We start from the raw sequence: 26,224 nt of genomic DNA on the forward strand, positions 1-26,224 counted from the left end.
GGATAGGCTAGTTCGGCAATACCAGCCGCAACACCTGGGGCTCCGGCACATCCTCGCGCGGCAGGTCTCGATTGGCGGGCAAGGTCGCCCAGGCGATCGCCGCGCCTGACGCGTCCTCTACCGTATTGAGTTGCATCCCCGCAGGCACCCCGATCCGCGCCGCCAGCCGATCGGCAAGCGTCACCCGCGGCCGTTCGCCGATCCGCGCCAGCGTCTCGCCATCCAGCAACAGGTCGATCGCCTTGCCGTCGCGGATCACCGGTACGATCAGCGTCGAGCCCGCCACGATCGGCGCCGCGACGCGCAGCCGGAAGTCGAGCGAGCCCATCCCGCCGAACGCCCAGCGGAACCCCTTCCAGTCGCTTGCCTGCGTGACGCGCCAGCGCCGTTCCTGGCGCCGGGCGACGAAGACCTGCGTATTCCCCGCCGCATCGAACTTGTGGAACGCGATGACCGGCCGCCCCAGCGCGTCGAACCCAAGCGGCGTGTTGTTGTTGATCATGCCGCCGCGCACGGGCACCGGATCGACGATGTCGGCGGCATCCAGCCGGATCGGCAAGGGCAGGGGCGTGTCGTCCGCGCGTTGCCAATGCACCAGGTCGGGACTGCGCGCATAGGAAAGGTCGTGATTGGTCGCCGCGTCGGGCGTATCGCGCCACACCCAGCTCAAGTGAAACCAGCCGTCAGGGCCGAGCACCGGCCCGACGAAATAGGCACTGCGCTTGCCTTCGCCTTCGACCAGCGGGGCGTCGATCAGCCGCTTCCAGCCTTCGCCGTCCGCGACATTGTAGATCTCGCGGCCCCGCCCGCTGCCACCGTCGCGATATTTGAAGATCAGCCGCCCGCCCGCGTCCTTGAGAAACTCGGGATAGGTCATGCTACGCTCGGCGGCGGCATCGACCATCATCTGGACGCGCGCCAGCGTGCGCACGTCGCCCGGCAGGCGCGTACGGAAATAGACCAATGGGTCGTTGTGCATGTTCGCGGCGACATGCAGCTGGCCCTCAGCATCCACTGCCATCGCGATGCGGTTATGGCTGTCCCAGCCGACCCAGCTGGGCAGCCGCGTATAGGTCCACCACGAAGACCCGCGCGCACGGCTTGCGACGCTGAGCTGCCGCGCGGCATCGTAATAGCCGACATGGATATGGCTCCTGGTCGCCACCAGCGCGAACGCCACGTCGTGCCCGGCCCAGACCCGGTCGATTGCCTCGATCTTCTGCGCCGCTGCCGGCGCCGCCCAGATCAGCGCGAGCGGCGCCAGCAGCCGCAGCATCAGTCGAGCTTCAGGTCCGCGACGGCGCTCGCCGCGAGCAGGAAGGCGCCGACGCCATAATATTGCGTGTCGGTGGCGAGCACCTGCTCGGGCCGGTCGCTGACCTGCTGGACATAGCCGAGCCGCCCGTCGGGCTGGATCGAACGGGCCAGTGCCGACCAGCCCTTGCGCACCGTGGGCTCGTACTCGGCGCGCGGCAACAGCCCCGCCTTCACACCCCAGGCCAGGCCATAGGTGAAGAAGCCCGTACCACTCGATTCCGGCGGCGACTCCTCCGGGGCCAGCAGCGAAGGCGCCCAATAGCCATCAGGCTTCTGGGTTGCCTTCACCTTGCCCGCCATCTCGACGAACAATGCTTCCAGCTTCCGCCGCTCGGGATCGCCCTTGGGCAGCTTGGGGATCATCAGCGCGAGCCCGGCGACGACCCAGCCATTGCCGCGGCTCCAGAACATCTTGCGCCCTTTGGCGTCGCGGCGATCGAAGAAGCGGCTGTCGCGGTAGAACAGGCGTTCGGCGGGGTCGTAGAGGAAGTTGGTCGTCGCCCAGATCTCACGCAGCGCATAGTCGCGGTAGCGCCGGTCGCCGGTCTGGTTGGCGAGCTCGAGCATTGCCGGGGGCGCCATGAACAGTGCGTCGCACCAGCACCAGCGCACCAGGCATTCGGTGGCGCCATAGCCCCCCTTTTCGGGGACGACGAAGGCGAGCGTGACGCGCGGGGCATTGTTCACGACATTGTCGAAGACGCGGCGCACCGATTGCAGCGGCGCCGCGCCCGCGCCGTGCTTCGCCGCCCATAGATAGCTCTGGGTGATCGCGTGATCGTCGGCGAAGAAGGGCAGGCGGCCGGGTTGCCACTGATTGGCGCGGCCCCTGGCGTGGATCTCCTTGCCGATGTCCGCCGGTGCGCCGTGGTCGGCGAGCACGGTCATGCCGACCCAGAATGCGGCCTGTTCCCAGGCGCGGGGGTTGCGCGTCTCGCCGCCGGCGCGCGAGATCAGGCTGGTGTCGTGCATCCGCGCGAGCTGCCAGCGCGCCAGCTTCGTCGCCGCGTCGATCGCTGCGCGCGGGCTCGCCTCGACTGAAGTCTGGGCGACGGCAGTGCCGACCTGGAGCACGCCTCCGGTTGCGGCCAGCAAAAGCAATGCAGTGCGCAGCGCCATTCGGATCCCCTCTTTTGGGAGAGGTAATAGCAAAGCCGCGCCGGAAAAGAAGAAGGCCGGCGGACTTGCGTCCACCGGCCTCCAATCTGCCTCGTGGCTACCGTCAGAAGCGGAAGCGCACGCCGAGCGAGTAGGTGCGCTCGAGATAGATGGTCTGGCGTTCGAAGATGTCGCCTGCGTCGTTGAACTGCCGATAGCGCTGGAGCGGATTGCCGAGCAGGTTGACGACATCGAACGCCAGGGTGACGTTCGGGATCGGCGTGACCGTGGTCGAGAAGTCGAGCTGCCCACGGCCGCGCTCGGTGATCCCGCGGATGCGCGGATCGTTCTGGCCGGGCGTCACGAAGCTCGGGCCGACGTCCAGCGCCTCTTCGGTGTAGTTCACGACGAAGCTCGAGCGGTAGTTATAGGCGAGACGCGCCGAGAAGAACGGCTTCTCGTACAGCGCCACCAGATTGTACGTCCACTTCGACACGCCGTTGAACGGCACCCGCTCGTTGTCGAGCAGCGTGTTGAAGCGCGGCGAGAGATCGCCCTTCGAGTCGATATAGGTGCCGTTCGCCTGGACGCCGAAGCCCTTGGCCCATTCGGGCAGGCCGTCGATGTCGAGGAAGGTGGTGAACGAGACTTCCGCACCCTGGAAGCGGGTGTTGCCCGAATTCAGCGGCTGATTGATCGACAGCGCATTATAGACCGGGTCGGGTACGTTGCGCAGGTCGTTGAAGATGAAGCCCTTCGCATCGCGCCGGAAGATCGCTGCGGTCAGCGAGCCACTGCGCGAGAAATACCATTCCAGGCTGGCGTCGTAATTCTGCGAGGTCAGCGGTGCCAGGTCGGGGTTGCCGCCGCTGGCGCCGCGATAGTTGGTCGTCGTGGTGCCGTCGATAAGCGTGATCGGGCTCTGGTTGTTCTGGGCCTGGCCGATCGACAGCGCCGGACGAAGCGAGAAGAAGCCGGGGCGGGTGCGCGTTTCGGTGTAGGCGAGGCGAAGCTGCACTTCGGGGCTCACGGCCACGCGCGCGCTGACATTGGGAAGGTAGTCCCAATAGTCATTCTCTTCCGTGGTCGGCACGAAGCTGCCGTCGGGCTGGCGTACGAAGCCGCTGAGTTCGGTCTTTGTGCGGACCGCGCGGAAGCCGACCAGGCCGTCGATCGTGACGTTGCCGACGTCGAAGCCGTATTTGGCCTGCGCGTAGAGCGCGAGTGCCTTTTCGGTCCCGCCGAAGTTCTCGGTCGGGTTGTAGGCCGGCAGGCCGGCGGGCTGGCCGAAGAACTGCCGCAGCGCCGGCAGGTTCTCGCGGATGCTTTCCTGCGGGATGAAGGTGTAGGTGCGGACGGGCTGGGCGTGGCTGTTCTTGAAGCCGGGAAGCCCGGTCGAGAAGCTCACCGGCAGTTGGGTGATCGGAATCTGCGCGCCGAGATTGTTGACGTAGGAATCGCCGAAGTCGCGGCCGGCCTCGCGCTCATTGTAGCGCGCACCGACCTGAACGCGGCGGAGGAAGCCGCCGTCGAAGTCGTAGGAAACGTCGGCCCGCGCCTGCGTGTCCTTGCCGGTGACCTCCAGATATTGCTGGTAGAGGCCGCGGCTGAGGAAATTGGCCGCGTTGGTCGCGTCGAAGTTGACGAAATCGAACGATGCGCCGCCGTCCTCCGCTGCGTCGAACGAGACGTTGCGCACCGGCGAGCTGGCGAACGCATAGTCGATGTTGACGAGGTCGAACGTGTATTTGCTGTCGGTATAGGCAATGTCGCCCGAGACCTGCAGGCCGCCGCGCTTCCAGATGGCGCCGCCGCCGAACTGGTAGGTGTCGGTCTTGCCCTTGGCCGCGCCCCAATAGCCGTCGGGCGCCGCGGCGCCGGTGACGGTGGCGCTCTGGGCGATCGTCGGATCATCGGCGCGGGTGGTCAGATTGGTCAGCGTCAGGCCGCCGAAGATCGGCACGAACAGCCAGCGATTGGTATCCTTGCCGCGATAGCCCTGGAACAGGCCATCGACATAGATTTCGAGCTCGGGCGACGGCTTCCACTGGAAGGCGGCGTTGGCCGACGGACGGAAGCGGTCGCCATAGCCCAGGAACATGCCCTGCGCGTCGGGGAAGCGGACGCCGCCGGTGGTGCCGGGCGCATTGCCGGGGTTGGTGGTGCCGATCACCAGCGATTGCTCGCGCGTCGAATCGAGGAAGTTGATGCCGACATAGGAGCCGTTCACCAGCAGGCCCATCTCGCCGATGCCGGTTTCCCAGCGGTCGCTGACCAGCAAATTGCCGTTCCACGACAGCTTGCCCGACTGCTCCCAGTTCACGCCGTTGAGCGAGCCCGACAGTTCGAAGCCGTCAAAGTCGAACGGCTTGCGCCCGCGCACATTGACCTGGCCGCCGATGCCGCCTTCGATCAGGTTTGCAGTGCCGGACTTGTAGACTTCGAGCGCCGCGACGGTGCCCGCCGGGAAATCCTGGATCTGGACGAAGCGGCCTTCGGCGGTGAAGATTTCGCGGCCGTTATAGGTGGTGCTGATGTCGGGCAGGCCACGGACCGTGACGCCGGCCGATTCGCCGCCGCCGCGATTGACCTGGACGCCCGAGACGCGCGCGAGCGCCGAGGAGGCGAAGGTGTCGGGCAGCTTGCCGATATCCTCGGCGACGATCGCGTCGACGATACCATCGGACTCGCGCTTGATCCGCTGGGCGGATTCGAGGCTGCGGCGAAGGCCGGTGACGACGATTGCGTCCTCGCTCGTCGCTTCCTGCTCGGTCACATCGGCTGCGACTGCGGCGGGATCCTGTGCGGTAGGCGTGGAATCGGTCTGGGCAAAGGCGGGAGCGGCTCCCGCCAGAATGAGAAACGAAGTCGAAGCTAGAATCACGGACTTCAGGCGCATCGCGAACCTCCCCTTGGCGAATTTGCGAGGGCTCTTGACGAGCCTCTCTCTTCAAGCCGGGGCTATGCAACCGCTTCCAGAAACTGACAAGTGATTAATCATATCAATAAGACGGCGCGCGCGAAAACCGCGGGAGCGTGATGCCAAAGACACAGTTCGGACATACTATGGGAGAAGGCGGGGCCGCATCTCGCAGTGTGAGGGGCAATGCGGGCCGGCCCGATCTTGTGGGACCGGCCCGTTGCGCAGTTAGAAGGCGAAGGGCGCCGTCACGCGTCGCTCGGCGAGCATGAAGGCGTCGGCGACGATCTGCAGCGGGCGGATGTCGACATCGCTTTCGCCGGCCGCGACCAGCTCGGCGAAGCGCGCATAGAGCCGCGGATATTCGCGGTCGGGCGCCTTCTGCTCCGCTTCGCCGGGCAACTGCAGGATGCTGCCGCCCATGCCGAGGCGCAGCGTGCCGGCATCGGTGTCGATCTCGATGTCCCAGGTCTGCGGACCGGTCTGGAGGAAGTCGAACACTACATCGACGCGGGCATTGCCGCTGCGCATCTCAAGTTCTGCAGCGAGCGGCGACGCGCGGCCTTCGGGTACTTCCATCCATGCCTTGTCGAGCAGCATCGGCTCGGGCAGCAGCTTGGTCGCGATCGACAGGGCGTTGATGCCGGGATCGAACACGCCAAAACCGCCCGCGGCCAGAATCCATTCCTGCCCGGGATGCCAGCGGCGGATGTCTTCCTTCCAGGTGATTCGCACTGCCTCGATGCGCTTGCCCTGCAGCCAGGCCTTGGCGGGCTCGACGCCGGCGGCTTCGCGCGAATGCCAGGTGGTGTACAGGACGACGCCCTTGGCCTTTGCGCGATCGGCCAGCGCCGCGATCTCGGTGAGCGTGGTGGCCGGCGGCTTTTCGAGCATCACGTGGAGCCCGGCATCGATCGCGATCACGGCCTGTTCGTAGCGGCCGTCGGGTGGCGTGCAGAGCGAGACTGCGTCGAGCTTGTGGCCACCATCGATCATCGTGCCGATGTCATGATAGCCCTTAACGTCGTCCACGGTGGCGTGACGGCTGGCAGTTGCCACCAGGTCGAAGCGATCGTCCGCCGCCAGGGCGGGCAGGTGCTGGTCGCGCGCGATCTTGCCGATCCCCACCAGTCCCAGCCGAATCGCCCGGGTTCCGCTCTCCGCCATCCTCACGCTTCCTTTTATAAGATATATATGCTCTTCCTATTGCCACGCACTGCCGGTATCAAGCCCCGCACGACGATGTCGGCGTCCGCAAACGGCGGCGGCATATAAGCCAATTACCCACCGGAGAGGTGAATGAGCGACGCGGAAAATGGTTCGAACGGCGGACGGCCGCCCCTCAGGTCGCGCGCCTGGTTCGACAACCCCGCCAATCCCGACATGACTGCGCTCTATGTCGAGCGTTATCTCAATTTCGGAATCAGCCTGGAAGAGATCCAGTCGGGTCGGCCGATCATCGGCATCGCCCAGACCGGCAGCGATCTTTCCCCGTGCAATCGCCACCACCTCGAGCTCGCCAAGCGCGTTCGCGAGGGGATTCGCGACGCCGGCGGCATCGCGCTCGAATTCGGCACGCACCCGATACAGGAAACCGGCAAGCGCCCGACCGCGGGGCTCGATCGCAACCTGCAATATCTCAGCCTGGTCGAGGCGGTGCACGGCTATCCGATGGATGGCGTCGTGTTCACCATCGGCTGCGACAAGACCACGCCGGCCTGCCTGATGGCCGCCGCGACGGTGAACATCCCGTCGATCGCGCTGTCGGTCGGCCCGATGCTCAATGGCTGGTTCAAGGGCGAGCGCACCGGATCGGGCACGATCGTGTGGAAGGCACGCGAGATGCTTGCCGCCGGCGAGATCGACTATCAGGGCTTCATCAAGCTCGTCGCGTCCTCGGCGCCGTCGACCGGCTTCTGCAACACGATGGGCACCGCTACGACGATGAACTCGCTGTGCGAGGCACTCGGCATGTCGCTGCCCGGCTCGGCGGCGATTCCGGCGCCGTATCGCGACCGGCAGGAAAATGCCTATCGCACCGGTCTCCAGATCGTCGAGATGGTCCATGCCGATCGCAAGCCCAGCGACGTGCTGACCCGAACTGCCTTCATGAATGCGATCCGCGTCAATTCGGCGATCGGCGGATCGACCAATGCACCGATCCACTTGAACGCGATCGCCCGCCATATCGGTGTCGAGCTGAGCCTGTCCGATTGGGAAGAGCATGGCGCGGACATTCCGCTGATCGTCAATCTCCAGCCGGCGGGCGAATATCTCGGCGAGGATTTCTACCGCGCCGGCGGCGTGCCGGTGGTGATGGGCCAGTTGCTCCGCGCCGGGCTGATCGACGGCAGCGCGCTCACCGTCAACGGCAAGAGCGTGGCGGACAATGTCGCCACTGCCGAGTGCGAGGATACCAAGGTGATCTTCCCGCTCGACGCGCCGATGAAGTCCGCCGCGGGCCTCAGCGTGCTGTCGGGCAATCTGTTCGACAACGCCGTGATGAAGCTCAGCGTGATCTCGGACGAGTTCCGCGGCCGCTACCTCAGCAATCCCGACGATCCCGAGGCGTTCGAAGGCGTCGCCGTCGTGTTCGACGGGCCCGAGGATTATCATCACCGCATCGACGATCCCTCGGTCGGCATCGATACCAATTCGATCCTGATCATGCGCGGCGCGGGGCCGGTCGGCTATCCCGGCGGCGCTGAGGTGGTGAACATGCGTCCGCCCACGGCGCTGATCCAGGCGGGGGTCCACGCGCTGCCGTGCCTGGGCGATGGCCGCCAGTCGGGCACCAGCGGGTCGCCTTCGATCCTCAACGCGGCGCCCGAAGCCGCAGTCGGCGGCGGGCTCGCACTGGTCCAGACCGGCGACCGCATCCGCATCGACCTGAAGAACCGCACTGCCGACATGCTGGTCGATCCGGCGGAGATTGCGCGCCGCCGCGAAGCGCTGGCGATCGATTACGTGCCCGAGGCGCAGACGCCCTGGCAGGAAATCCACCGCAACCTCGTCGGCCAGTTCGATACCGGTGCGGTGCTTGAGGTCGCCGTCAAATATCAGCGCATTGCCCAGACACGGGGGCTTCCGCGCGACAGCCACTGATCGATTTATAATAACAAGCCTTGGGAGGAGAGAACAATGAAGACGATGACAGCCCTGGGAGTGATCGCCGCCATGGCGATCGCCGCCCCCGCTGCCGATGCCGCCACCGCCAAGCGCGGCACCTTCGGCAAACTTGCCGACGGCCGCTCGGTCGAATCGGTGCTGCTCGCCAACAATCGCGGCGTCTCGGCGAACATCATCGCCTATGGCGCGTCGATCCAGTCGCTCGTCCTGCCCGATCGTGCCGGCAAGAAGGCCGATATCGCGCTCGGCCATGACGACATGGACGGCTATCTCAAATACCCCAACTTCATCGGCTCGACCGTGGGCCGCTTCGCCAATCGCATCGATGGCGGCCGCTTCACGCTCGACGGCCGCAGCTACCAGACGCCGCTCAACGACGGCGTCAATTCGCTGCATGGCGGCACGGCCGGCTTCGACAAGGTGCTGTGGAACGTCGTGTCGGTGAAGAACGGGCCGACTGCCTCGGTGACGCTGCGCTATGTCAGCCCCGATGGCGATCAGGGCTATCCCGGCACGCTGACCGTCGATGCGACCTATTCGCTCGACGAAGCCAACAACCTGACGATCGAGTACAAGGCGACCACCGACAAGGCGACGATCGTCAACATCTCGAACCACGCCTATTGGAACCTGGGCGGCGAAGGCTCGGGCAGCGCGATGGACCATGTCGTCACGATCCCGGCGCAGTCGATCACTCCGGTCAACGAGACGCTGATCCCGACCGGCCAGTTCCGCCCCGTCGCCGGCACGGTGTTCGACTTCCGCACGCCGCGCGCGATCGGCGACCGCGTCCGCGATACCCGCGATCAGCAGATCGTCTATGGCCGCGGCTACGATCATAATTGGGTGATCGGCCGCAAGGTGATCAACCGCACCCAGCTGATGGCGCGCGTGAGCGATCCGAAATCGGGCCGCAGCTTCGAGATCTGGTCGAACCAGCCGGGCCTGCAATTCTATTCGGGCAACTTCATGGACGGCAAGTTCGCGGGCAAGTCCAAGCGCTTCTATCGCCAGGGCGACGCGATCGTGATGGAGCCGCAGATCTTCCCGGACGCAGTCAACCAGAAGGGCTTCCCCGAGGCGCGGCTCGAGCCCGGCCAGACCTATCGCAATGTCATGACCTACAAGCTGAGCAGCGGCGCAACCGCCGCCAAGCGCTGATCGCAGGGAGAGACCAGATGATCCGTCGTACGTTCCTTCTCTCGGCAACCGCGCTCGCCCTCGTGGCAAGCGCCGCTCCCGCAAACGCGCGTGACCAGTGGACCAAGGCGCAGGCCAATAGCTGGCACGCCAACCAGCCCTGGCAGGTCGGCGCCAACTACACGCCGGCCACGGCGATCAATCAGCTCGAGATGTTCCAGGCCGAGACCTGGGATCCCAAGCGCATCGACCTGGAGCTCGGCTGGGCTTCGGCGATGGGCATGAACGTGATGCGGGTGAACCTGCATCACCTGCTCTGGGAAACCGACGCCCCCGGGCTCAAGCGCCGCATGGACGAGTTCATGACGATCGCGGCCAAGCATAACATCAAGACGCTGTGGATCTTCTTCGACAGCTGCTGGGATCCCAACCCGGTCGCGGGCCCGCAGCACCCGCCGATTCCGGGCGTGCACAATTCGGGTTCGGTGCAGTCGCCGGGCGCGGATCGCCTCAAGGACGCGTCGCAATATGGCAAGCTCGAAGCCTATGTGAAGGACGTCGTGGCGACCTTCGCCAAGGACGATCGCATCGTCGGCTGGGATATCTGGAATGAGCCCAACAATGGCGGCGGCGGCAACTACAAGCCGACTCCGGACAAGAACAAATATGTCGCGCTGCTGCTGCCGCGCTTCTTCGACGCAGCCCGCGCCGCCAACCCGGTCCAGCCGCTCACTTCGGGCGTGTGGATCGGCGATCATTGGGACGATTTGAACCGAGTCGATGCAGTCGAGAAGATCCAGATCCGCGAGTCGGATATCCTGAGCTTCCACGACTACAGCTGGGCAGAGACCTTCGAAAAGCGTGCGAAGCAGATGCTGAGCTATGGCCGCCCGGTCTGGTGCACCGAGTATATGGCGCGCGGCAACGGCTCGACCTTCGACAACACGCTGCCGATCGCCAAGAAGCTCAACATCGCGATGTATAACTGGGGCTTTGTCGACGGGAAGATGCAGACCCGTTTCCCGTGGGACAGCTGGAAGAAGCCCTATACGTTCGAGGAGCCGACGATCTGGTTCCACGACATCCTCTATTTCGACGGCAAGCCCTATCGCCAGGCCGAAGTCGATCTGATCAAGCGGCTGGCTGCCGCACCGAAGGGCGTGGTGCCCGCTTCGGGCAAGTGAAGAGGGCGGCATTGATCGCGGCGCTGCTGGCGGGTCTCCCGCCGGCAGCGTCCGCGCAGGAGGTCAAGTCGGTCCTTGCCGGCGCCGACCCCGATATCGAAGCCGCCGACGGCCGCTACTGGATCTACCCGACGGGTGGCGACGGGCTGTCGGCCTGGTCCTCGCCCGACAAGCTCAAATGGAGCAAAAGCGAGACCCTCATCCGCCTGAAGGACATCGCCTGGGCCGATGACGACCGCGCGCCCAGGCACTTCCTCTGGGCGCCGGACATGATCCAGGCCAATGGCGGCTGGTATTTCTATTACTCGGTCGGCCCGCAGAACCCGACGCCCAGCCGCATCGGCGTCGCCACCTGCAAGGGCCCGGCCGGCCCCTGCACCGACAGCGGCAAGCCGCTGGTCACCGGCGGCAACGGCTTCGAGGCGATCGACCCGGCGGTGTTCGTCGATCCCAAGACGAAGACCCCATACCTCTATGCCGGCGGCAGCGCCGGCGCGACGCTCCGGGTGTGGAAGCTCAAGCCGGACATGGTCAGCCTCGATCAGGAAGTTAAAGTTGATACCCCCCCCAACTTCACCGAGGGCGCGTTCATGCACTTTCGCAAGGGCATCTATTACCTGTCCTACTCGGCGGGGAAGTGGGACGATGCGAGCTATCAGGTCCACTACGCCGTCGCGCTCTCGCCGACCGGCCCGTGGCGCTATGGCGGCCCGCTGCTCGTCGGCGACAAGCGCTATCGCGGGCCGGGGCACCACAGCTTCTTCCAGGATCCCGCCGACGGCAATTGGTACATCGCCTATCACCGCTGGGAAGGGCAGGTGGGCAACGGCCCCTATCAGGGCAGCCGCCGCGTCGCGATCCAGCCGATCGAGTACCGCCCCGACGGCGTAATCGAGACGATCAAGATGAAGTGAGCCCAACATCCTCCCTCGCGAAGCGGGGGATCTTAGACGAAGAAAAGGGGCGCCGCGGTGATGCCGCGGCGCCCCTGTTTCGTCCGGACGAGAAGCTTAGAACGAAGCCCAGTCGTCCCCGCCGCTCGCCATTGCGGCGACCGGCAGCGCCTTGACCGGCGAGACATAGCCATTGCTCTTGGCTGGTGCCTTTGCGGTCTTGGCCGGGGCGCTCGTGCGCGTGACCGGACGGCCGCCGGTGCCGACGTTGAACTTCGACGCCTGCTCGCTCAGCGCGGCGACTTCGCCGCTGAGGTTGCGTGCGGCAGCCGAGGTCTGCTCGACCATCGCGGCGTTCTGCTGGGTCGACTGGTCCATCGTGCCGATCGCCACCGAGATTTCGGTGATCGCAGTCGACTGGGCCTGGTTGTCGCTGGCCATCTGGCCGAGCAGCGCATGGACTTCGCCCACGTCGCCCGAGATGTCGGCAAGCGCGCTGTCGACCTTCTGGACCATTTCCACGGCCGAGACGATGTCGGTCTGGGTGGCTGTCAGCTGGTCGCGGGCGCGGGCCGCTTCCTCTTCCGAGCGCATGGCGAGCGCCGAGACGAGGTCGGCGACGACCGCGAAACCGCGGCCGGCTTCACCCGCGCGACCGGCTTCGACCGCGGCGTTCATCGCGAGAACCCGGGTCTGGAACGCGATCTTGTCGAGGCCCTCGATGACGCTGTCGATGCCCTTGGCGCCGTCGGCGACGCGGCTCATGGCCTGCACGGCGTCGTCGGCGATCGCACGACCACCGGAGACCGTGGCGATGGCGCCATCGGCGCGCTCGACGGTGCGGCCGGCCGAAGCCGCCGTCGCCTTGAGGCGGCCGTCCATCTGCGTCACCGCTGCCGAAGTTTCCTCCAGGCTGGCTGCATTGGCTTCGGTGCGGCGGGCGAGGTCTTCCGATGCCTGGGCGATTTCGCCCGAACCGGTGCGGATGGTCAGCGCGCTTTCCATCACGGTGCCGATCAGGGTGCGGAGCTCGTGCACGGCGGCGTTGAAGTTAACCTTCACCGATTCATATTCCGGCGAGAAGGCGTCGTTGATCTCGCTGGTCAGGTCGCCCTGCGCCAGCTTGCTCAAATTCACTTCGAGCGTCGTGACAACGCGCTGCTGCTCGGCATCCGAGATCTTCTTGGCGGCGTCGGTCTTCGCCTTCTCGACCGCGGCTTCGCGGAACACGAGCACGGCCTTGGCCATCGCGCCGATCTCGTCGCCGCGATCGGTGCCGGGCACTTCGACGGTGTTGTTGCCGCTGGCGAGGGTGTTCATCACGCCGGTCATCTGGGCAACGGGTGCCGCGATGCCGCGCGAGAGCAGCCAGCCGAGCAGGATCGAAAGACCGACTGCAAAGGCGCCGCCGATCCAGATCGCCCATTTCGACGACGCGACGGCCTCGTCCTCGGCGATGATCCGCGCTTCGACGCGCTCTTCCTGGAACTTGCTGATTTCCTTGATCAGCGGACGGATCTCACCGAGCATCTTCACGCCCGAGAGTTCGCCCGCCTGGGCGCGGGTCGCGGGGTTGCGCGCCAGCTTGATGATGTTGTCAAGCTTGCCGCGGAGTTCCTGGACATTGACGACGAGCTGGTCGGCGCGCTTATGCTGCTCCTCCAGCGTCGAGAATTCCTTGAAGGTCTTGACCGTCGCGAAGAACTTCTCGCCGCTCTCGTCATAGGTCTTGGCGAATTCGTCCTTGCCGAGGATCGCGAAGGCGCGTGCGGCGTTCTGCTGCTCGAGCACCTGAGTGAGCATCGTCTGGGTCTGCTCGAGCGCGCGCAGCGACCGTTCCTTGTCGTCCCCGGCCGAGGCCATCGCGGTCAGGTTGAGGAAGATCAGCGTGCCGACACCGGCAAAGATCACGATTAGCGCACCGAAAGCGCCGGCAAGTTTCCGCGAAATTGGGATGTTCTGCAAAGACATCATTGGCTCCGTACCTATAGCTCCGGCGCGGCCCCCGCCGAGGCGAGCGCCCGCGAACACGCCCCTCGCTTCCGCGGGTTCGCCACGCCGATCATCAATGCCATCATAGGAGGAGACGAGGGGTGCCGAGGGGGTTAACCTAGATATAATCCCCTAGACGCAGCGGTGCCGGCACTGTTTCCGGATTATTTCCGCGCTATTTCTGTTGCTTAGCTAGCGGCGCCGAATGGCGTCTCGGGCCTGGCGCGTCGGGCACATTGCTAACGCGCGGACGGATCAGAGAAGGTAGACGACGACATAGCGCCCGACGAGCGCGAGCATCACCAGCCGGCACCAGGTTTCGCCGTGTGCGACTATCGCGCCTGTCATCAGCATCACGAGGATCGCGGTCAGCGTCAGGGGCAGCGGCTGGACGAGATGCCCCGCGAGCGCCGGAATGCTCGCATACCAGGCGAACTGACACAGCAGCAGCACGAACAGGATGCCAATGACGATGCGGCGAACCTGGAAGAAATGCGTGTCGAGGTCGGCATGGTCGCCGATCTCGCGCGGGAAGGCGAGCCGCGCCGCGATGTAATAGGCGCTGGCAAACCCGGTTACCGCCATCAGCGATCGGCCCGACACGCCGATGACGTCGCGCACGATCCACGCAGCCTGCCAGAACGACAGTAGATCGAGCATCACGAACGCCGCCATCAGCGGTGTCAGCCAGCCGATGCGGATCGCCGAGGCCGGCTGCAATCGCGCCTCGATCGCGCGCGCAACCCCGCCCAGCACTTCGGCGAGCGACAGGCCCAGCAACAGTCCGAACAGTGCAAAGATGAATTCGAAATCGGTCATGCTGGCCCCCACCGCCGGCGTCTAACGCGGCATGTTCGATCGGGAAACCGCAGCCTCAGCCCTTCGCCTCGCTCGCTTCGACATCGTCGATCAGTTCGAGCACATCGCCGATCAATGCGCGCATCGCAGTCCGTGCGGCATCGGCATCGTGTGCCGCGATCGCGTCGCGCACGGCGGCATGGTCGGCGACGTTGGCGGTGCGGCCCTTGAGGCGGTTGGTGAAGCGGATCGAGGTCTGCAGCGCAGTGCTCACTACATCGCGGAACTGGGCATAGAAGGGATTGCCCGACGCGCGCAGGATCGCGACGTGGAAGGCGATATCGGCTTCGAGCGTGTCCTCGAGGCCCTGTTCGGCGGCTTCCATCCGTTCGAGGCCGCTGGAGATGCGCGCCAGGTCCTCGGGCGTGCCGACGCGTGCGGCCAGCGCCGCCGCCTCCGGCTCGATCGCAACGCGCAGCTGGTTGAACTGGCGGAGCAGTTCGACCGAGAATTGCCGCTCGAGCAGCCAGCGCAGCACGTCGGTGTCGAACAAGTTCCAGTTGGTCGCCGGCTGGACCACGGTGCCCTGGCGCGGACGGGCGCTGAGCAACCCTTTGGCCGTGAGCATCTTAACCGCTTCGCGCGTCACCGATCGGCTGACGCCATGCTGTTTGGCGAGCTCCGCTTCGGTCGGGAAAGCCTCGCGCTCGTAGCGCCCGGTGACGATCGCGCGCCCTAGGCTGTCGAGCATGCCATAGGTGAGGTTGCGCCCCAGCTGCGGCCGCGCGTCCTCCGTTCCTAGAGCCGGATAGTTTGCCATCCCCCGTCGCCTCTTGATCCGCCCCGACAACGATGTCAGGACCCTCTCCACGCCATTGTTTGATCCACGTTAGCGGAGTGGTGGCGCTGGACAAGTCCAATAAATACGATAAATGAACCAACCACGCCGGATCCGGCGTCACAGGCGGGCACAAGAGCGCGGCATCAGCCGCCGGCGCCCGGGGCAGGGAGGAAGCAATGACGAGTCTCTCGAACATCGATCTGTTCGTCGTGATCGCCTATGCGATCGGAATTTTCGGCCTTGCCCAATGGGTTAGCCGGGAAAAGGCGGGCCATGCCAAGGATACGTCGGATTATTTCCTCGCATCCAAGTCGCTGCCCTGGTGGGCGATCGGCGCGTCGCTGATCGCCGCAAATATTTCTGCAGAACAAATCGTCGGCATGGCCGGTTCGGGCTATGCGATCGGCCTCGCGATCGCTTCCTATGAATGGATGGCGGCGCTGACGCTGCTGATCGTCGGCAAATACTTCCTGCCGATCTTCCTGAAGAACGAGATTTACACGATGCCGCAGTTCCTCGAGCAGCGGTTCGGCCGTGTGCTCCCGGTGCTGATGGCGGTGTTCTGGCTCGCGCTTTATGTATTCGTGAACCTTACTTCGATCATCTGGCTGGGTTCGATCGCAGTCAACAAGGTGGCGGGCGTCGATCAGACCGCGGCGCTCATCGGCCTCGGCGGCTTCGCCTTGCTTTATCAGCTCTATGGCGGGCTCAAGGCAGTGGCGCTCACCGACATCGTCCAAGTGACGCTGCTCGTGCTCGGCGGCCTTGTGGTTTCGTACCTCACGCTCGACCAGATCGGCGGCGGTGCAGGCGTGCTCGCCGGCTTCAACGTGCTCACCGAGCGCGCGCCGAGCCACTTCGACATGATCCTCGAGCAGGACAATCCCTTCTACAAGGATCTGCCCGGCATCGCGGTGCTGGTCGGCGGCATGTGGATCGCCAACCTGTCCTATTGGGGCTTCAACCAGTACATCATCCAGCGCGCGCTTGCCGCCAAGAACCTGGGCGAAGCGCAGAAGGGCGTGGTGTTCGCCGCGTTCCTAAAGCTGATCATGCCGGTGATCATCGTGCTGCCGGGCATCGCCGCGGTGGTGCTGGCGCCAGATCTCGCCAAGCCCGATGAAGCCTATCCGACAATGATGCGGCTGTTGCCCCCGGGCCTGCTCGGCCTCGTCTTCGCGGCATTGATCGCGGCAATCATCGCCTCGACGGCTTCGAAGATCAATTCGATCGCCACCATCTTCACGCTCGATCTATACGCCAAGGCTCGCGGCATGAAGACCCGCGGCGAGGACGGCGTCGCCGTAGTCGAGGGGCAGGAGAAGCATCTAGTCCTCGTCGGCCGCATCGTTGCCGCGATTGCGGTGGTGATCGCGATCATCGCCGCCAAGCCGCTGATTGGCCAGTCGGACCAGGCCTTCCAGTTCATCCAGGAATTCTCGGGCTTCTTCACGCCTGGCATCACGGTGATCTTCCTGCTTGGCCTGTTCTGGAAGCCCGCGACCGAAGCCGGTGCGATCGTCGCCGCGCTCACGTCGGTGCTGCTCTCCTACATCCTCAAGATCGGAATCCCGTCGGACTTCCTGCCGGACGCGCTGAACGCCTATCTCTTCCCGTTCATGAACCGCATGATGTTCGTGTTCGTGGTGAGCCTGTTCCTCGCAATGGCCGTCTCGCTGCTGGTGCGTGGCCGCGGCGATGCCAACCGAGTGACGATGGAAGGCGTGACCTTCCGCACCACGGGGGCGTTCAACATCGCCGGCGTCGGCGTGATCCTCATCCTCATCGCATTGTACGCGACCTGGTGGTGAGTTTCGGCAGCCGCTTCCTCGCCGTCGATTGGGGCACGACCAACCGGCGCGTGTTCCTGATCGACGGCGGCGCGGTCGTGCAGACCGAGCGCGACGATCGGGGTGTGACTTCGGTCGAGGACTTCGACGCGGAGGCAGTTGCGATCCGCGGCCGCTTCGGCGAGTTGCCGATGCTGCTAGCGGGCATGGTCGGCTCGAACATTGGCTGGCGGCCGGCGCCCTATGTCGCCGCGCCCGCCGGGGTCGCCGAACTCGCGGCAGGCCTGTTGTGGATCGACGACCGCACGGCTATCGTGCCCGGCATCTCGACGTTGGTCGGTGGGCGTCCCGACGTGATGCGCGGCGAGGAAGTCCAACTGCTCGGCGCCGTCGCGGCGGGGCTGGTGCCAAGGGACGCGCTGCTCGCCCAGCCCGGCACCCATTGCAAATGGGTGGAGATGGAGGGCGGCAAGGTCGCCGACTTCGTCACGGCGATGACCGGTGAGCTGTTTGCACTGCTGCGCAAGCACGGACTGCTCGCCACGCAGCTTGCGGGCGAGGTGACGCTCGGCGCCGCGTTCCTCGAAGGCGTCGAGGACGGCAAGCGCCAGGATCTCGCCGCGTCGCTGTTCGGCATCCGCGCCGCGAAGATGCTTGGGGCGCGCGCCGACGCAGATGCCGCGTCTTATGCCAGCGGACTGCTCATCGGCACCGATGTCGCCGCACGCCTTGCGACTTCGGGGCACGACACCGTCCATATCCTCGCCGATCCGGTGCTCGGCGGGCTTTATTCCGCGGCGATCGAGGCCCATGGCCGCGCCGCGCACCTGATCGACAGCCATGCTGCGTTCGTCGCTGGCATCAACGAGATTGTGAGACAATGAGCCATATCGCCGCCTTCGATGCCGCCTTTGCGCGCTGCCCGCTTATCGCCATCCTGCGCGGGGTGAAGCCCGACGAAGTCGAGGGGATCGGCGACGCGCTGGTCGACGCTGGCTTCACGCTGATCGAAGTGCCGCTGAACTCGCCCGAGCCTCTCGACAGCATCGCCCGGCTGGCCCGCCGCTTCGAGGGCAGGGCGGTGATCGGCGCGGGCACCGTGCTCACCGAAGACCAGGTCCGGCAAGTCGCCGGGGCCGGCGGCACGATGATCATCTCGCCCAACGCCAACATCCGCGTGATCGCGGCCAGCGCCCAAGCCGGCCTGGTCTCGCTCCCCGGCGTCGTCACGCCAACCGAGGCCTTTGCCGCGCTCGAGGCCGGTGCCACGGCGCTCAAGCTTTTCCCGGCCGAGGGATCGAGCCCGGAGATACTCAAGGCGATGCGCGCGGTGCTTCCCAAGGACCTGCGCCTGCTGCCCGTAGGCGGTGTCGCGCCCGACACCATGACGCCGTGGCGCGAAGCCGGCGCCGACGGCTTCGGGCTGGGATCGGCGCTGTACAGGGTGGGTCTCATCGCGGCCGAAGTCGGCGAACGGGCACGCGCGTTCGTCTCTGCACTGGCAAGCTGACCCGATAATCGCCTACACCCGCGCCCGGAGAGGGGGCGAGGTGACTCAACCACGCAAAAATGTCGTCGTCGTCGGTGGGGGCACCGCAGGCTGGATGGTCGCGTCGGCGATCGCCAAGCTGCTGCCGCACGCGGCCAGTGTCGAGCTGATCGAATCCGCCGAGATCGGCATCGTCGGGGTGGGCGAGGCGACGCTGCCGCATCTGCGCGCTTTCATCCAGACGCTCGGGCTCGACGAGGCCGAGTTCATGGCGGCCACGCACGCCACCTACAAGCTCGGCATCGAGTTCCGCGATTTCGGCAAGCCGGGTGACGTCTATCTCCACCCCTTCGGCGTGTTCGGCCAGCCGCTGAACGGCGTGCCTTTCCTGCACTGGTGGCTGCGGATGCATGCGCAGGGGCGGGGCGGCGAGATCGCCGAATATTCGGTTGCCAATGTGATGGCGGTGCAGCAGCGCTTCGCAGTGCCCGCCGCGGACCCGACCACGCTGCTCTCGACCTATGGCTATGCCTATCAATTCGATGCGACGAAGTTCGGACCGTTCCTGCGCGGCTTTGCCGAAAAGCGCGGCGTGACGCGCACCGAAGGCCGGATCGTCACGGTAGATCGCGATGGCGAAAGCGGCGACGTCGCCGCGGTGGTGCTGGAAAGCGGCGCACGGGTGGAAGGCGATTTGTTCGTCGATTGCTCGGGCTTTCGCAGCCTGTTGCTCGGCGACGCGCTCGGCGAGGAATGGGAAGACTGGTCGCATTGGCTGCCATGCGATCGCGCGACGGCGCTGCCCTGCGCCTCGCCGCGGGGCGAAATCGAGCCAGTCACCCGCGCCACGGCGATGGCCGCTGGCTGGCGCTGGCGGATCCCCCTCCAGCACCGCGTCGGCAACGGCTATGTCTATTCGAGCGCGCATCTCTCCGACGATGCCGCCTCGGATGCGATCCTCGCTGCAGTCGATGGCGAGCCGCTCGCCGAGCCGCGCATGCTGCGGTTCCGCGCCGGTCGCCGCAAGCGCAGCTGGTCGCACAATGTCGTCGCGATCGGGCTTGCCTCGGGCTTTCTCGAACCGCTCGAATCGACCAGCATCTATCTGGCGCAGGCGGCGATCACCCAGCTGCTAGACCTGTTCCCGATCGGGCCGATCGAGGATGCCGATCGCGACGCGTTCAACACGCAGATCGATTATGAATATGACCGAATCCGCGACTTCCTGATCCTCCATTATCACGCCAGCACGCGCGATGATTCGGAGTTCTGGCGCTATGTTCGCCACATGCCGATTCCGGACAGCCTTGCCGAGAAGATCGAACTGTTCCGCCGTGCCGGGCGCATCCAGCGCTATAGCCGCGGGCTGTTCTTCGAGCCGAGCTGGATCGCGGTGATGATCGGGCAGGGGATCATCCCGCAAGCGTGGGACCAGCGCGTCGATGCCGCCAATCCAGGCGAACTGGGGCAGGCGCTCGATCGGCTGCGCGGGCAGATCGCCCGTGAAGTGGCGACGCTTCCGGGCCACCGCGCTGCGCTCGGGCTGTCGGCGTGAGCGATCGCGCGATCCGCAGCGTCGCGATACTGGGCGGCGGCATCACCGGCCTGTCCGCCGCGGCGGCATTCGCGCGCGCGTTGCCCGGAATCGCAGTCACGGTTATCGAGACACCGCCCGATTCCGCTGCGCTCGCCGACCTGTTGCCCGGCAGCACCAGCACGATCCACCGCTTCCACGCCAGTATCGGCCTCGACGAACCGGCGCTGATCCGCGCGGGCGCCGCCGTGCCGCGGCTCGGTCTGCGCTTCGAGAACTGGCCGGCGGGCGCCGCGACCTGGTATCATGTCCATGGCGATCACGGCGCGGCCGCCGGGCCCATCGCCTTTCATCAGCTCTGGGCACGCGCACGCCGCGAGGGTCGGGCGGAAGCCTGGCACTGCTATGCCGCCGCCGGCGTACTCGCCGAGGCGGGCAGATTCGCCCATCCCCAACCCGGCACGCCGCTGGCAACGTTCGACTATGCGCTGCGGCTCGATCCGGCGCGCTATCGTGCGGTGCTTGCGGCACTGGCCGATCAGCTGCGCGTCGCTCGGGTTGCGGGTGCATTCGGCGGCATCGAGCGGCGCGCGGAGGGCGGCGTGGCGGCATTGCTTCTCACCGATGGCCGGCGGGTCGAGGCCGATCTCTATCTCGATGCCTCAGGGCCATCTGCTGCGTTGGCCGCTGCCGTCGCCGACGGGTTCGAGGACTGGCGCGACGCGCTGCCGTTCGATCGCGTGCAGCTCGGCGAATCCCCGCCCAGCGCCGCGGATCCCAACGACACGATTATCGGCGGCGCCGCGAATGGCTGGCAGTTCGTCACCCCGCTGCCGGGCAAGACCCTGCTGGGCCGTATCCATTCCTCAGCCGGCGCGCCCGATAGCGGAGCGCCCGCAATCGCGATCCGTCCGGGGCGGCGCAGCCAACCCTGGGTCGGCAACGTCCTGGCAGTCGGCGACGCCGCGGTCGCGCTCGATCCGTTGCACTGGCCCAACCTGCACCTCGCGCAAAGCGGCATCGCCCGCGCGATCGAGTTGCTGCCGGGGCGCGACTGCCACCCTGTCGAGATCGCCGAATATAATCGGCGTGCGCGCGAAGAGACGATCCGGATGCGCGATTTCCAGGCGCTCCATTACCTCCGCGCGGGCGTGGTGATCACCGCCCCCGAAAGCCTTGCCGCCACACTCCAGCAGTTCGAGCGCCGCGGCCGGCTGATCCATCACGACGAGGACAGCCTGCTCGAGGAGATCTGGCTTGCGGCGCTGCTCGGGTTGGGCGTGCTGCCGGTCGCCATCGACTCCCTCGCCGCGGCCGTGCCCGCCGCGGCGGCAATTGCCGGCATGGCCGAGATGCGTGTCGGCCTGTCGCAATTGCCGCAGCGCCTGCCGCCCTATGCCGATTATCTGGTGCGCTGCGGCGTGCCCAGGACCTGGCCGTCGCGCCGTCCATCTGAGCCTGCCGACGGTCAGGGCTGAGGAGTAGTCGCCTCGGGGCCTTGCGGCGTCGCTCGCAGCAGCGAATCGCCGCCAAGCGTGCGATAAAGGGTCACCAGATTGCTCGCCTGCACCAGCCGTGTGTTCACCAAAGTACGCCGCGCCGAATAGAGCGAGCGCTGCGCGTCGAGGCTCGACAGGAACGTGTCGATCCCGCCGCGATAGCGTGCCTCGGCAAGCTGAAACGTGTCTGCCGCGGCATCGGCCTGTGCCTGCGTCGCGCGCAACTGCTCGGTAATCGTGCCGCGCCGCGCCAGCGCATCGGCGACTTCGCGGAATGCCGATTGGATCGCACGCTCATAGGTGGCGACTGCGGCTTCCTGCTGCGCCTCGCTCAGCCGCACATTGGCGCGGCCCGCGCCGGCGTTGAAGATCGAATAGCTCGCATCCGCCCCCGCCGACCAGGTGAACCCGCCGCCGCTGAACAGTCCGGTCAGCGCATTGCTGGCGAGCCCGAGCAGCCCGGTCAGCGAAATGCGGGGGAACAGCGCAGCGCGGGCGGCGCCGATCTGGGCGTTGGCGGCGCGGAGCGTGTATTCGGCCTGCACCACGTCGGGGCGGCGCAACAGCACGCTCGAATCGATCCCGGCGGGCAGCTCGGCGATCATCGGCGCCGCCTCGTCCAGCGACGTGGGGAGCAGGTTCGAGCCGATCGGCGCGCCGACAAGCAATTGCATCGCGTTGATGTCCTGCGCCAGCGCGGTGCGCTGCTCGGCAAGGTCGGCGCGTGCGGCTTCGAGTACCTGCTCGGCCTGACGCAGGTCGGTGCGCGGCGCGATCCCGCCCTCGAGCCGCGCGCGGGTCAGCCGTACGCTGTTCTCGGCATTGCCCGCAGTATCCTGCGCAATCTTGAGTAGGCTGGCGTCGGCGGCATAGCGCAGCCACGCGTCCGCGATGTCGCCGACCAGCGTCAGATAAGTCGCGCGTGCGCCCGCTTCGGTAGCGAAATAACGGTTCTGCTCGGCGCGGGTGAGCGAAGCGACGCGTCCGAACAAGTCGAGCTCGAAGCCGGTGATTCCCACGTCGGCAGTGAAACTGGTGCGCGCGCCCGAAGCGCCGCTCGCGGTGCTGCCGCTGCTGCGCTCGCCGCCCAGCACGGTCGCGCCCGCGCCGGCAGTGACTTCGGGAAAGCGGTCGGCGCGCTGGATGCGATATTGCTCGCGCGCGGCGCGGATGTTCGCCGCGGCGAGGCGCAGGTCGCGATTCTCGGTCAGCGCCCGGGCGACCAGCGCCTGCAGCCGCGGATCGCGGAAGATGTCGCGATAGGTCACCGCGGGCAATGTCGCCTCGCTGCTCGCCAGATAGGCGTCGCCGACCGGCCAGCTTGGCGGCACCGGCGCCGCCGGCTGGACGTATTTGGGCTCCATTGAGCAGCTGGCGAGGGCAGTCGCCGCGAGAAACAGAACCGCGCGCTTCATGCCGCCGCCTCCGGCTTCTTGCCGCGTTCGCGCAATGCCTTGAGCCCGTCGCGCACGCCGCGGCGGACAAGGACGAAGAACAACGGGATGTAGAAGATCGCCAGGATCGTCGCGGTCAGCATCCCGCCGATCACCGCGGTGCCGATCGCGATGCGGCTGTTTGCCCCGGCGCCGGTCGAGATCGCGAGCGGCAGCACGCCGAAAATGAAGGCGAGGCTGGTCATCAGGATCGGACGCAGTCTGATGCGGGCCGCTTCCAGCGCCGCGTCGATCACGCGCTTGCCTTCCTTCTCGGCACGCTCGGCGAACTCGATCATCAGGATGGCGTTCTTGGCGGCTAGGCCCATCGTCGTGAGCAGGCCGATCTGGAGATAGACGTCGTTCTGCAACCCGCGCAGCGTCACGGCAAACACCGCGCCGACAAGCCCCAGCGGGATCACCAGCAGCACGGCCACCGGGATCGACCAGCTCTCGTACAAGGCCGCAAGGCACAGGAACACGACGAGCAGCGACACAGCGTACAGATAAGGCGCCTGCCCCGACGACAGCCGCTCCTGGAACGACAGCCCCGACCATGCGACGCTGGTGCCCGGGATCTGCGAGGCGAGCTCCTCGATCCGGCGCATCGCATCGCCCGAGCTCTGCCCCGGCGCGGCCTGGCCCTGGATCTCGAACGAAGGAATGCCCTGGAAGCGCGACATCGTCGTCGGCGCGGTGGCCCAGCTGGTCTGCGCGAACGAAGAGAAGGGTGCCATCTCGCCGCTGCGGGTGCGGACGAACCATTCGTCGATATTGCCGGGCGAGGCGCGATATTGCGCGTCGCCCTGAACATAGACGCGCTTCACGCGTCCGCGATCGATGAAGTCGTTGACGTAACGCCCGCCCCAGGCCGTGGACAGCGTCGAATTGACGTCGCCCTGGCCGATGCCGAGCGCGGCGAGTTTCTGCTGGTCGATATCGACCTTGAGCGTCGCCACGTCGGGCAGGTCGGACAGGCGCACCTGGGCGAGCGCGGGATCGCTGTTCGCGGCGGCGAGCAGCCTGTCGCGCGCGGCGAGGAATTGCTCGCGCGACATGCCGCTGGAATTCTGCAGCTGCACGGTGAAGCCGCTCGACTGGCCGAGACCACGGATCGACGGCGGCACCAGCGCGAAGACCTGGGCATCGCGGAAGTTGCGGAACGCCCCCGACGCGCGCTGGACGATCGCCTCAGCGCCGTTCTCGGTGCCCTTGCGCTTCGACCAGTCGGCGAGGTTGATGAAGCCCTGTCCGGTATTCTGGCCGCTCGCGCCACCACCGCCGCCGCCACCGGTGACAGTGAACATCGTTGCGGTGTTCGCGCCTTCCTGGCCCATGAAATAGCGCTCGACGGCCTGCTGCACTTCCTGCGTGCGGCTCTGCGTCGCGCCGGCGGGCAGGCGAAATTGCACCGATGCCGCGCCCTGGTCCTCGGTCGGCAGGAAGCCGGTGGGCAGGCGCGTGAACATCAGCACCAGCAACAGGCACACCGCGGCATAGAGCAGCAGGAACAGCCATTTGCGGTCGACCACGGTGCCGACGGTGCGCACATAGCGCTCGACGCCGCGGTCGAAATTGCGGTTGAAGCCGTCACGGGCGCGGGCGAAGAAATTGCCGACCCTGGGGAAGCGCCGCTCGATAAAGCCATTGCCATGCTCGCTCTTCTTCTTGAGCAGGGTCGCAGTGAGCGCAGGCGTGAGGATCAGCGCCACCAGCACCGACAGTACCATCGCCGACACGATCGTCACTGAGAATTGGCGGTAGATCACGCCGGTCGATCCGCCGAAGAACGCCATGGGCAGGAACACCGCGGAAAGCACCAGCCCGATGCCGACCAGCGCGAACTGGATCTGCTCCATCGACTGGATCGTCGCGTCGCGCGGCGAGAGGTCGGGGTCCTCCTCCATCAGCCGCTCGACATTCTCGACTACGACGATCGCGTCGTCGACGAGCATGCCGATCGCGAGCACCAGCCCGAACAGCGTCAGCGTGTTGATCGAGAAGCCGAGCGCATAGAACACTGCGAAGGTGCCGAGCAGCACCACCGGCACCGCGATGAACGGGATCAGCGTCGCCCGCCAGTTCTGGAGGAAGATGAACATCACGATCACGACGAGGATGATCGCCTCGACCAGCGTCTTCACCACTTCCTCGATCGAAAGCTTGATGAAGGCCGTCGTGTCGTTGGCATAGGCGAATTTGAAGCCCGCCGGGAAACCGCGTGCGATCTCCTCGACCTTGGCCTTGACCAGCTCGGCGGTCTCGAGCGCGTCGGCGGCGGGGGCCAGGCTGATCGCGATGCCTGCGCCCGGATGGCCGTTGACGCGGCTGACCGCGTTGTAGCTCTCGGCGCCGAGCTCGACGCGTGCGACGTCCTTGAGCAGCACATTGGCGCCGCTGGTCTCGGTCTTGAGGATGATTTGCTCGAACTGTGCCGGGGTCTGCAGCCGCGACTGGGCAGTGACGGTGGCATTGAGCATCTGCGTGCTCGGCTGGGGTTGGCCGCCGATCTCCCCGGCCGCCACTTCGGTATTCTGGTTGGTGATGGCAGTGATCACGTCGCTGGGCATCAGCGCATAGCTGGCCAGCCGATCGGGGTTCAGCCAGATCCGCATCGCATAGGGCGCGCCGAACACATTGGTTTCGCCCACGCCGGGAATCCGCGCGAGCTGGTCCTGCATGTTGGAGGCCATCCAGTCCGACACGTCCTGGTTGGTGCGCTTGTCGGTCTCGTCATAGACGCCGACGATCATCAGGAAGTCGGGGTTGGACTTGGTGACGCGCAAACCCTGCTGCTGGACCTGCTGGGGCAGGCGGGACAGCGCCTGCTGGACCTGGTTCTGGACTTGGACCTGCGCGATGTCCGGATCGGTGCCCTTCTCGAACGTCGCCGAGATATTGACCTGTCCGCGCGAGGTGGAGGACGAGCTGAAATAGATCAGTCCGTCGATCCCGGTCAGCTGCTGCTCGATCACCTGGGTGACCGAATTCTGCACCGTCTCGGCCGAAGCGCCGGGATAGGAGGCGCGGACATTGACTTGCGGCGGCGCGACGTCGGGATATTGCGCGATAGGCAGCGACATGATCGCGCCGACGCCCATCAGCATGACGATGATCGCGATCACCCAGGCGAAGATCGGGCGATCGATGAAAATCCGTGACATGCG

General features: G+C 66.1%; 18 protein-coding genes. 9 read left to right on the top strand and 9 right to left on the bottom strand.

Features of this window, described 5'->3' with window-relative positions; translation table 11 throughout:
- Positions 1-7: 7 nt before the first annotated feature.
- The 4 genes from BXU08_RS17860 to BXU08_RS17875 all read right to left on the bottom strand — a co-directional run bounded on the left by BXU08_RS17860 (position 8) and on the right by BXU08_RS17875 (position 6,502).
- Complete coding sequence (locus BXU08_RS17860) at positions 8-1,276, bottom strand: BNR repeat-containing protein (RefSeq protein ID WP_077511317.1); 1,269 nt, start codon at positions 1,274-1,276, stop codon at positions 8-10.
- Positions 1,276-2,436 carry a glycoside hydrolase family 105 protein gene (locus BXU08_RS17865; protein WP_077511319.1) on the bottom strand — a complete coding sequence of 387 codons (1,161 nt, stop codon included), beginning with the start codon at positions 2,434-2,436 and terminating at the stop codon, positions 1,276-1,278. The genes BXU08_RS17860 and BXU08_RS17865 overlap by 1 nt, the downstream gene beginning before the upstream one ends.
- A gap of 103 nt (positions 2,437-2,539) precedes the next feature.
- A complete protein-coding gene (locus BXU08_RS17870; protein WP_077511321.1) occupies positions 2,540-5,314 on the bottom strand; it encodes a TonB-dependent receptor in 2,775 nt (924 codons plus the stop codon).
- Positions 5,315-5,563: 249 nt separating this feature from the next.
- Complete coding sequence (locus tag BXU08_RS17875; protein ID WP_077511323.1) at positions 5,564-6,502, bottom strand: Gfo/Idh/MocA family protein; 939 nt, start codon at positions 6,500-6,502, stop codon at positions 5,564-5,566.
- 132 nt (positions 6,503-6,634) lie between these two features.
- On the opposite strand from BXU08_RS17875, the gene BXU08_RS17880 reads away from it, so the two are divergent.
- Genes BXU08_RS17880 through BXU08_RS17895 form a run of 4 tightly spaced genes read left to right on the top strand, consistent with a single transcriptional unit; the run spans position 6,635 to position 11,702 of the window.
- A complete protein-coding gene (locus BXU08_RS17880) occupies positions 6,635-8,440 on the top strand; it encodes an IlvD/Edd family dehydratase (RefSeq protein ID WP_077511325.1) in 1,806 nt (601 codons plus the stop codon).
- A gap of 36 nt (positions 8,441-8,476) precedes the next feature.
- Positions 8,477-9,625 carry an aldose epimerase family protein gene (locus tag BXU08_RS17885; RefSeq protein ID WP_077511327.1) on the top strand — a complete coding sequence of 383 codons (1,149 nt, stop codon included), beginning with the start codon at positions 8,477-8,479 and terminating at the stop codon, positions 9,623-9,625.
- Positions 9,626-9,642: 17 nt separating this feature from the next.
- Positions 9,643-10,788, top strand: a complete 1,146-nt coding sequence (locus BXU08_RS17890) for a cellulase family glycosylhydrolase (RefSeq protein WP_077511329.1) — start codon at positions 9,643-9,645, stop codon at positions 10,786-10,788.
- Between the two features lie 11 nt (positions 10,789-10,799).
- Positions 10,800-11,702, top strand: a complete 903-nt coding sequence (locus BXU08_RS17895; protein WP_253190427.1) for a family 43 glycosylhydrolase — start codon at positions 10,800-10,802, stop codon at positions 11,700-11,702.
- A gap of 96 nt (positions 11,703-11,798) precedes the next feature.
- Here BXU08_RS17895 and BXU08_RS17900 read toward each other — a convergent pair whose 3' ends face one another.
- The 3 genes from BXU08_RS17900 to BXU08_RS17910 all read right to left on the bottom strand — a co-directional run bounded on the left by BXU08_RS17900 (position 11,799) and on the right by BXU08_RS17910 (position 15,291).
- On the bottom strand, positions 11,799-13,655 hold the full coding sequence (locus BXU08_RS17900) for a methyl-accepting chemotaxis protein (protein WP_077511333.1): 1,857 nt from the start codon (positions 13,653-13,655) through the stop codon (positions 11,799-11,801).
- A 273-nt stretch (positions 13,656-13,928) separates the two neighbouring features.
- The gene (locus BXU08_RS17905; protein WP_077511335.1) at positions 13,929-14,492 is read right to left on the bottom strand and encodes a hypothetical protein; all 564 of its coding nucleotides are present in this window, start codon (positions 14,490-14,492) and stop codon (positions 13,929-13,931) included.
- Positions 14,493-14,547: 55 nt separating this feature from the next.
- Positions 14,548-15,291, bottom strand: coding sequence for a FadR/GntR family transcriptional regulator (locus BXU08_RS17910; protein ID WP_077511337.1), 744 nt, complete (start codon positions 15,289-15,291; stop codon positions 14,548-14,550).
- A gap of 197 nt (positions 15,292-15,488) precedes the next feature.
- Between BXU08_RS17910 and BXU08_RS17915 the strand changes: the two genes are divergently transcribed.
- The 5 genes from BXU08_RS17915 to BXU08_RS17935 are packed head-to-tail and all read left to right on the top strand — an operon-like array spanning position 15,489 to position 21,603.
- Positions 15,489-17,123 carry a sodium/solute symporter gene (locus BXU08_RS17915; RefSeq protein WP_077511339.1) on the top strand — a complete coding sequence of 545 codons (1,635 nt, stop codon included), beginning with the start codon at positions 15,489-15,491 and terminating at the stop codon, positions 17,121-17,123.
- Positions 17,114-17,986: a 2-dehydro-3-deoxygalactonokinase gene (locus BXU08_RS17920; protein ID WP_077511341.1), complete on the top strand. Its 873-nt coding sequence runs from the start codon at positions 17,114-17,116 to the stop codon at positions 17,984-17,986. The genes BXU08_RS17915 and BXU08_RS17920 overlap by 10 nt, the downstream gene beginning before the upstream one ends.
- On the top strand, positions 17,983-18,612 hold the full coding sequence (locus tag BXU08_RS17925) for a 2-dehydro-3-deoxy-6-phosphogalactonate aldolase (RefSeq protein WP_077511343.1): 630 nt from the start codon (positions 17,983-17,985) through the stop codon (positions 18,610-18,612). Before BXU08_RS17920 ends, BXU08_RS17925 begins: the two co-directional genes overlap by 4 nt.
- 40 nt (positions 18,613-18,652) lie before the next feature.
- Entirely contained in the window at positions 18,653-20,146 is a 1,494-nt protein-coding gene (locus BXU08_RS17930; protein WP_290439632.1) for a tryptophan halogenase family protein, read from the top strand.
- Entirely contained in the window at positions 20,143-21,603 is a 1,461-nt protein-coding gene (locus BXU08_RS17935) for a tryptophan 7-halogenase (RefSeq protein WP_077511347.1), read from the top strand. The genes BXU08_RS17930 and BXU08_RS17935 overlap by 4 nt, the downstream gene beginning before the upstream one ends.
- Here BXU08_RS17935 and BXU08_RS17940 read toward each other — a convergent pair.
- Both BXU08_RS17940 and BXU08_RS17945 read right to left on the bottom strand, forming a co-directional pair.
- Positions 21,594-23,039 carry an efflux transporter outer membrane subunit gene (locus BXU08_RS17940; protein WP_077511349.1) on the bottom strand — a complete coding sequence of 482 codons (1,446 nt, stop codon included), beginning with the start codon at positions 23,037-23,039 and terminating at the stop codon, positions 21,594-21,596. The genes BXU08_RS17935 and BXU08_RS17940 overlap by 10 nt on opposite strands.
- Positions 23,036-26,221 carry an efflux RND transporter permease subunit gene (locus BXU08_RS17945; protein ID WP_077511350.1) on the bottom strand — a complete coding sequence of 1,062 codons (3,186 nt, stop codon included), beginning with the start codon at positions 26,219-26,221 and terminating at the stop codon, positions 23,036-23,038. The genes BXU08_RS17940 and BXU08_RS17945 overlap by 4 nt, the downstream gene beginning before the upstream one ends.
- Positions 26,222-26,224: the final 3 nt, after the last annotated feature.

Source organism: Sphingomonas sp. LM7, assembly GCF_002002925.1.
In the GTDB taxonomy this organism is placed as follows: domain Bacteria; phylum Pseudomonadota; class Alphaproteobacteria; order Sphingomonadales; family Sphingomonadaceae; genus Sphingomonas.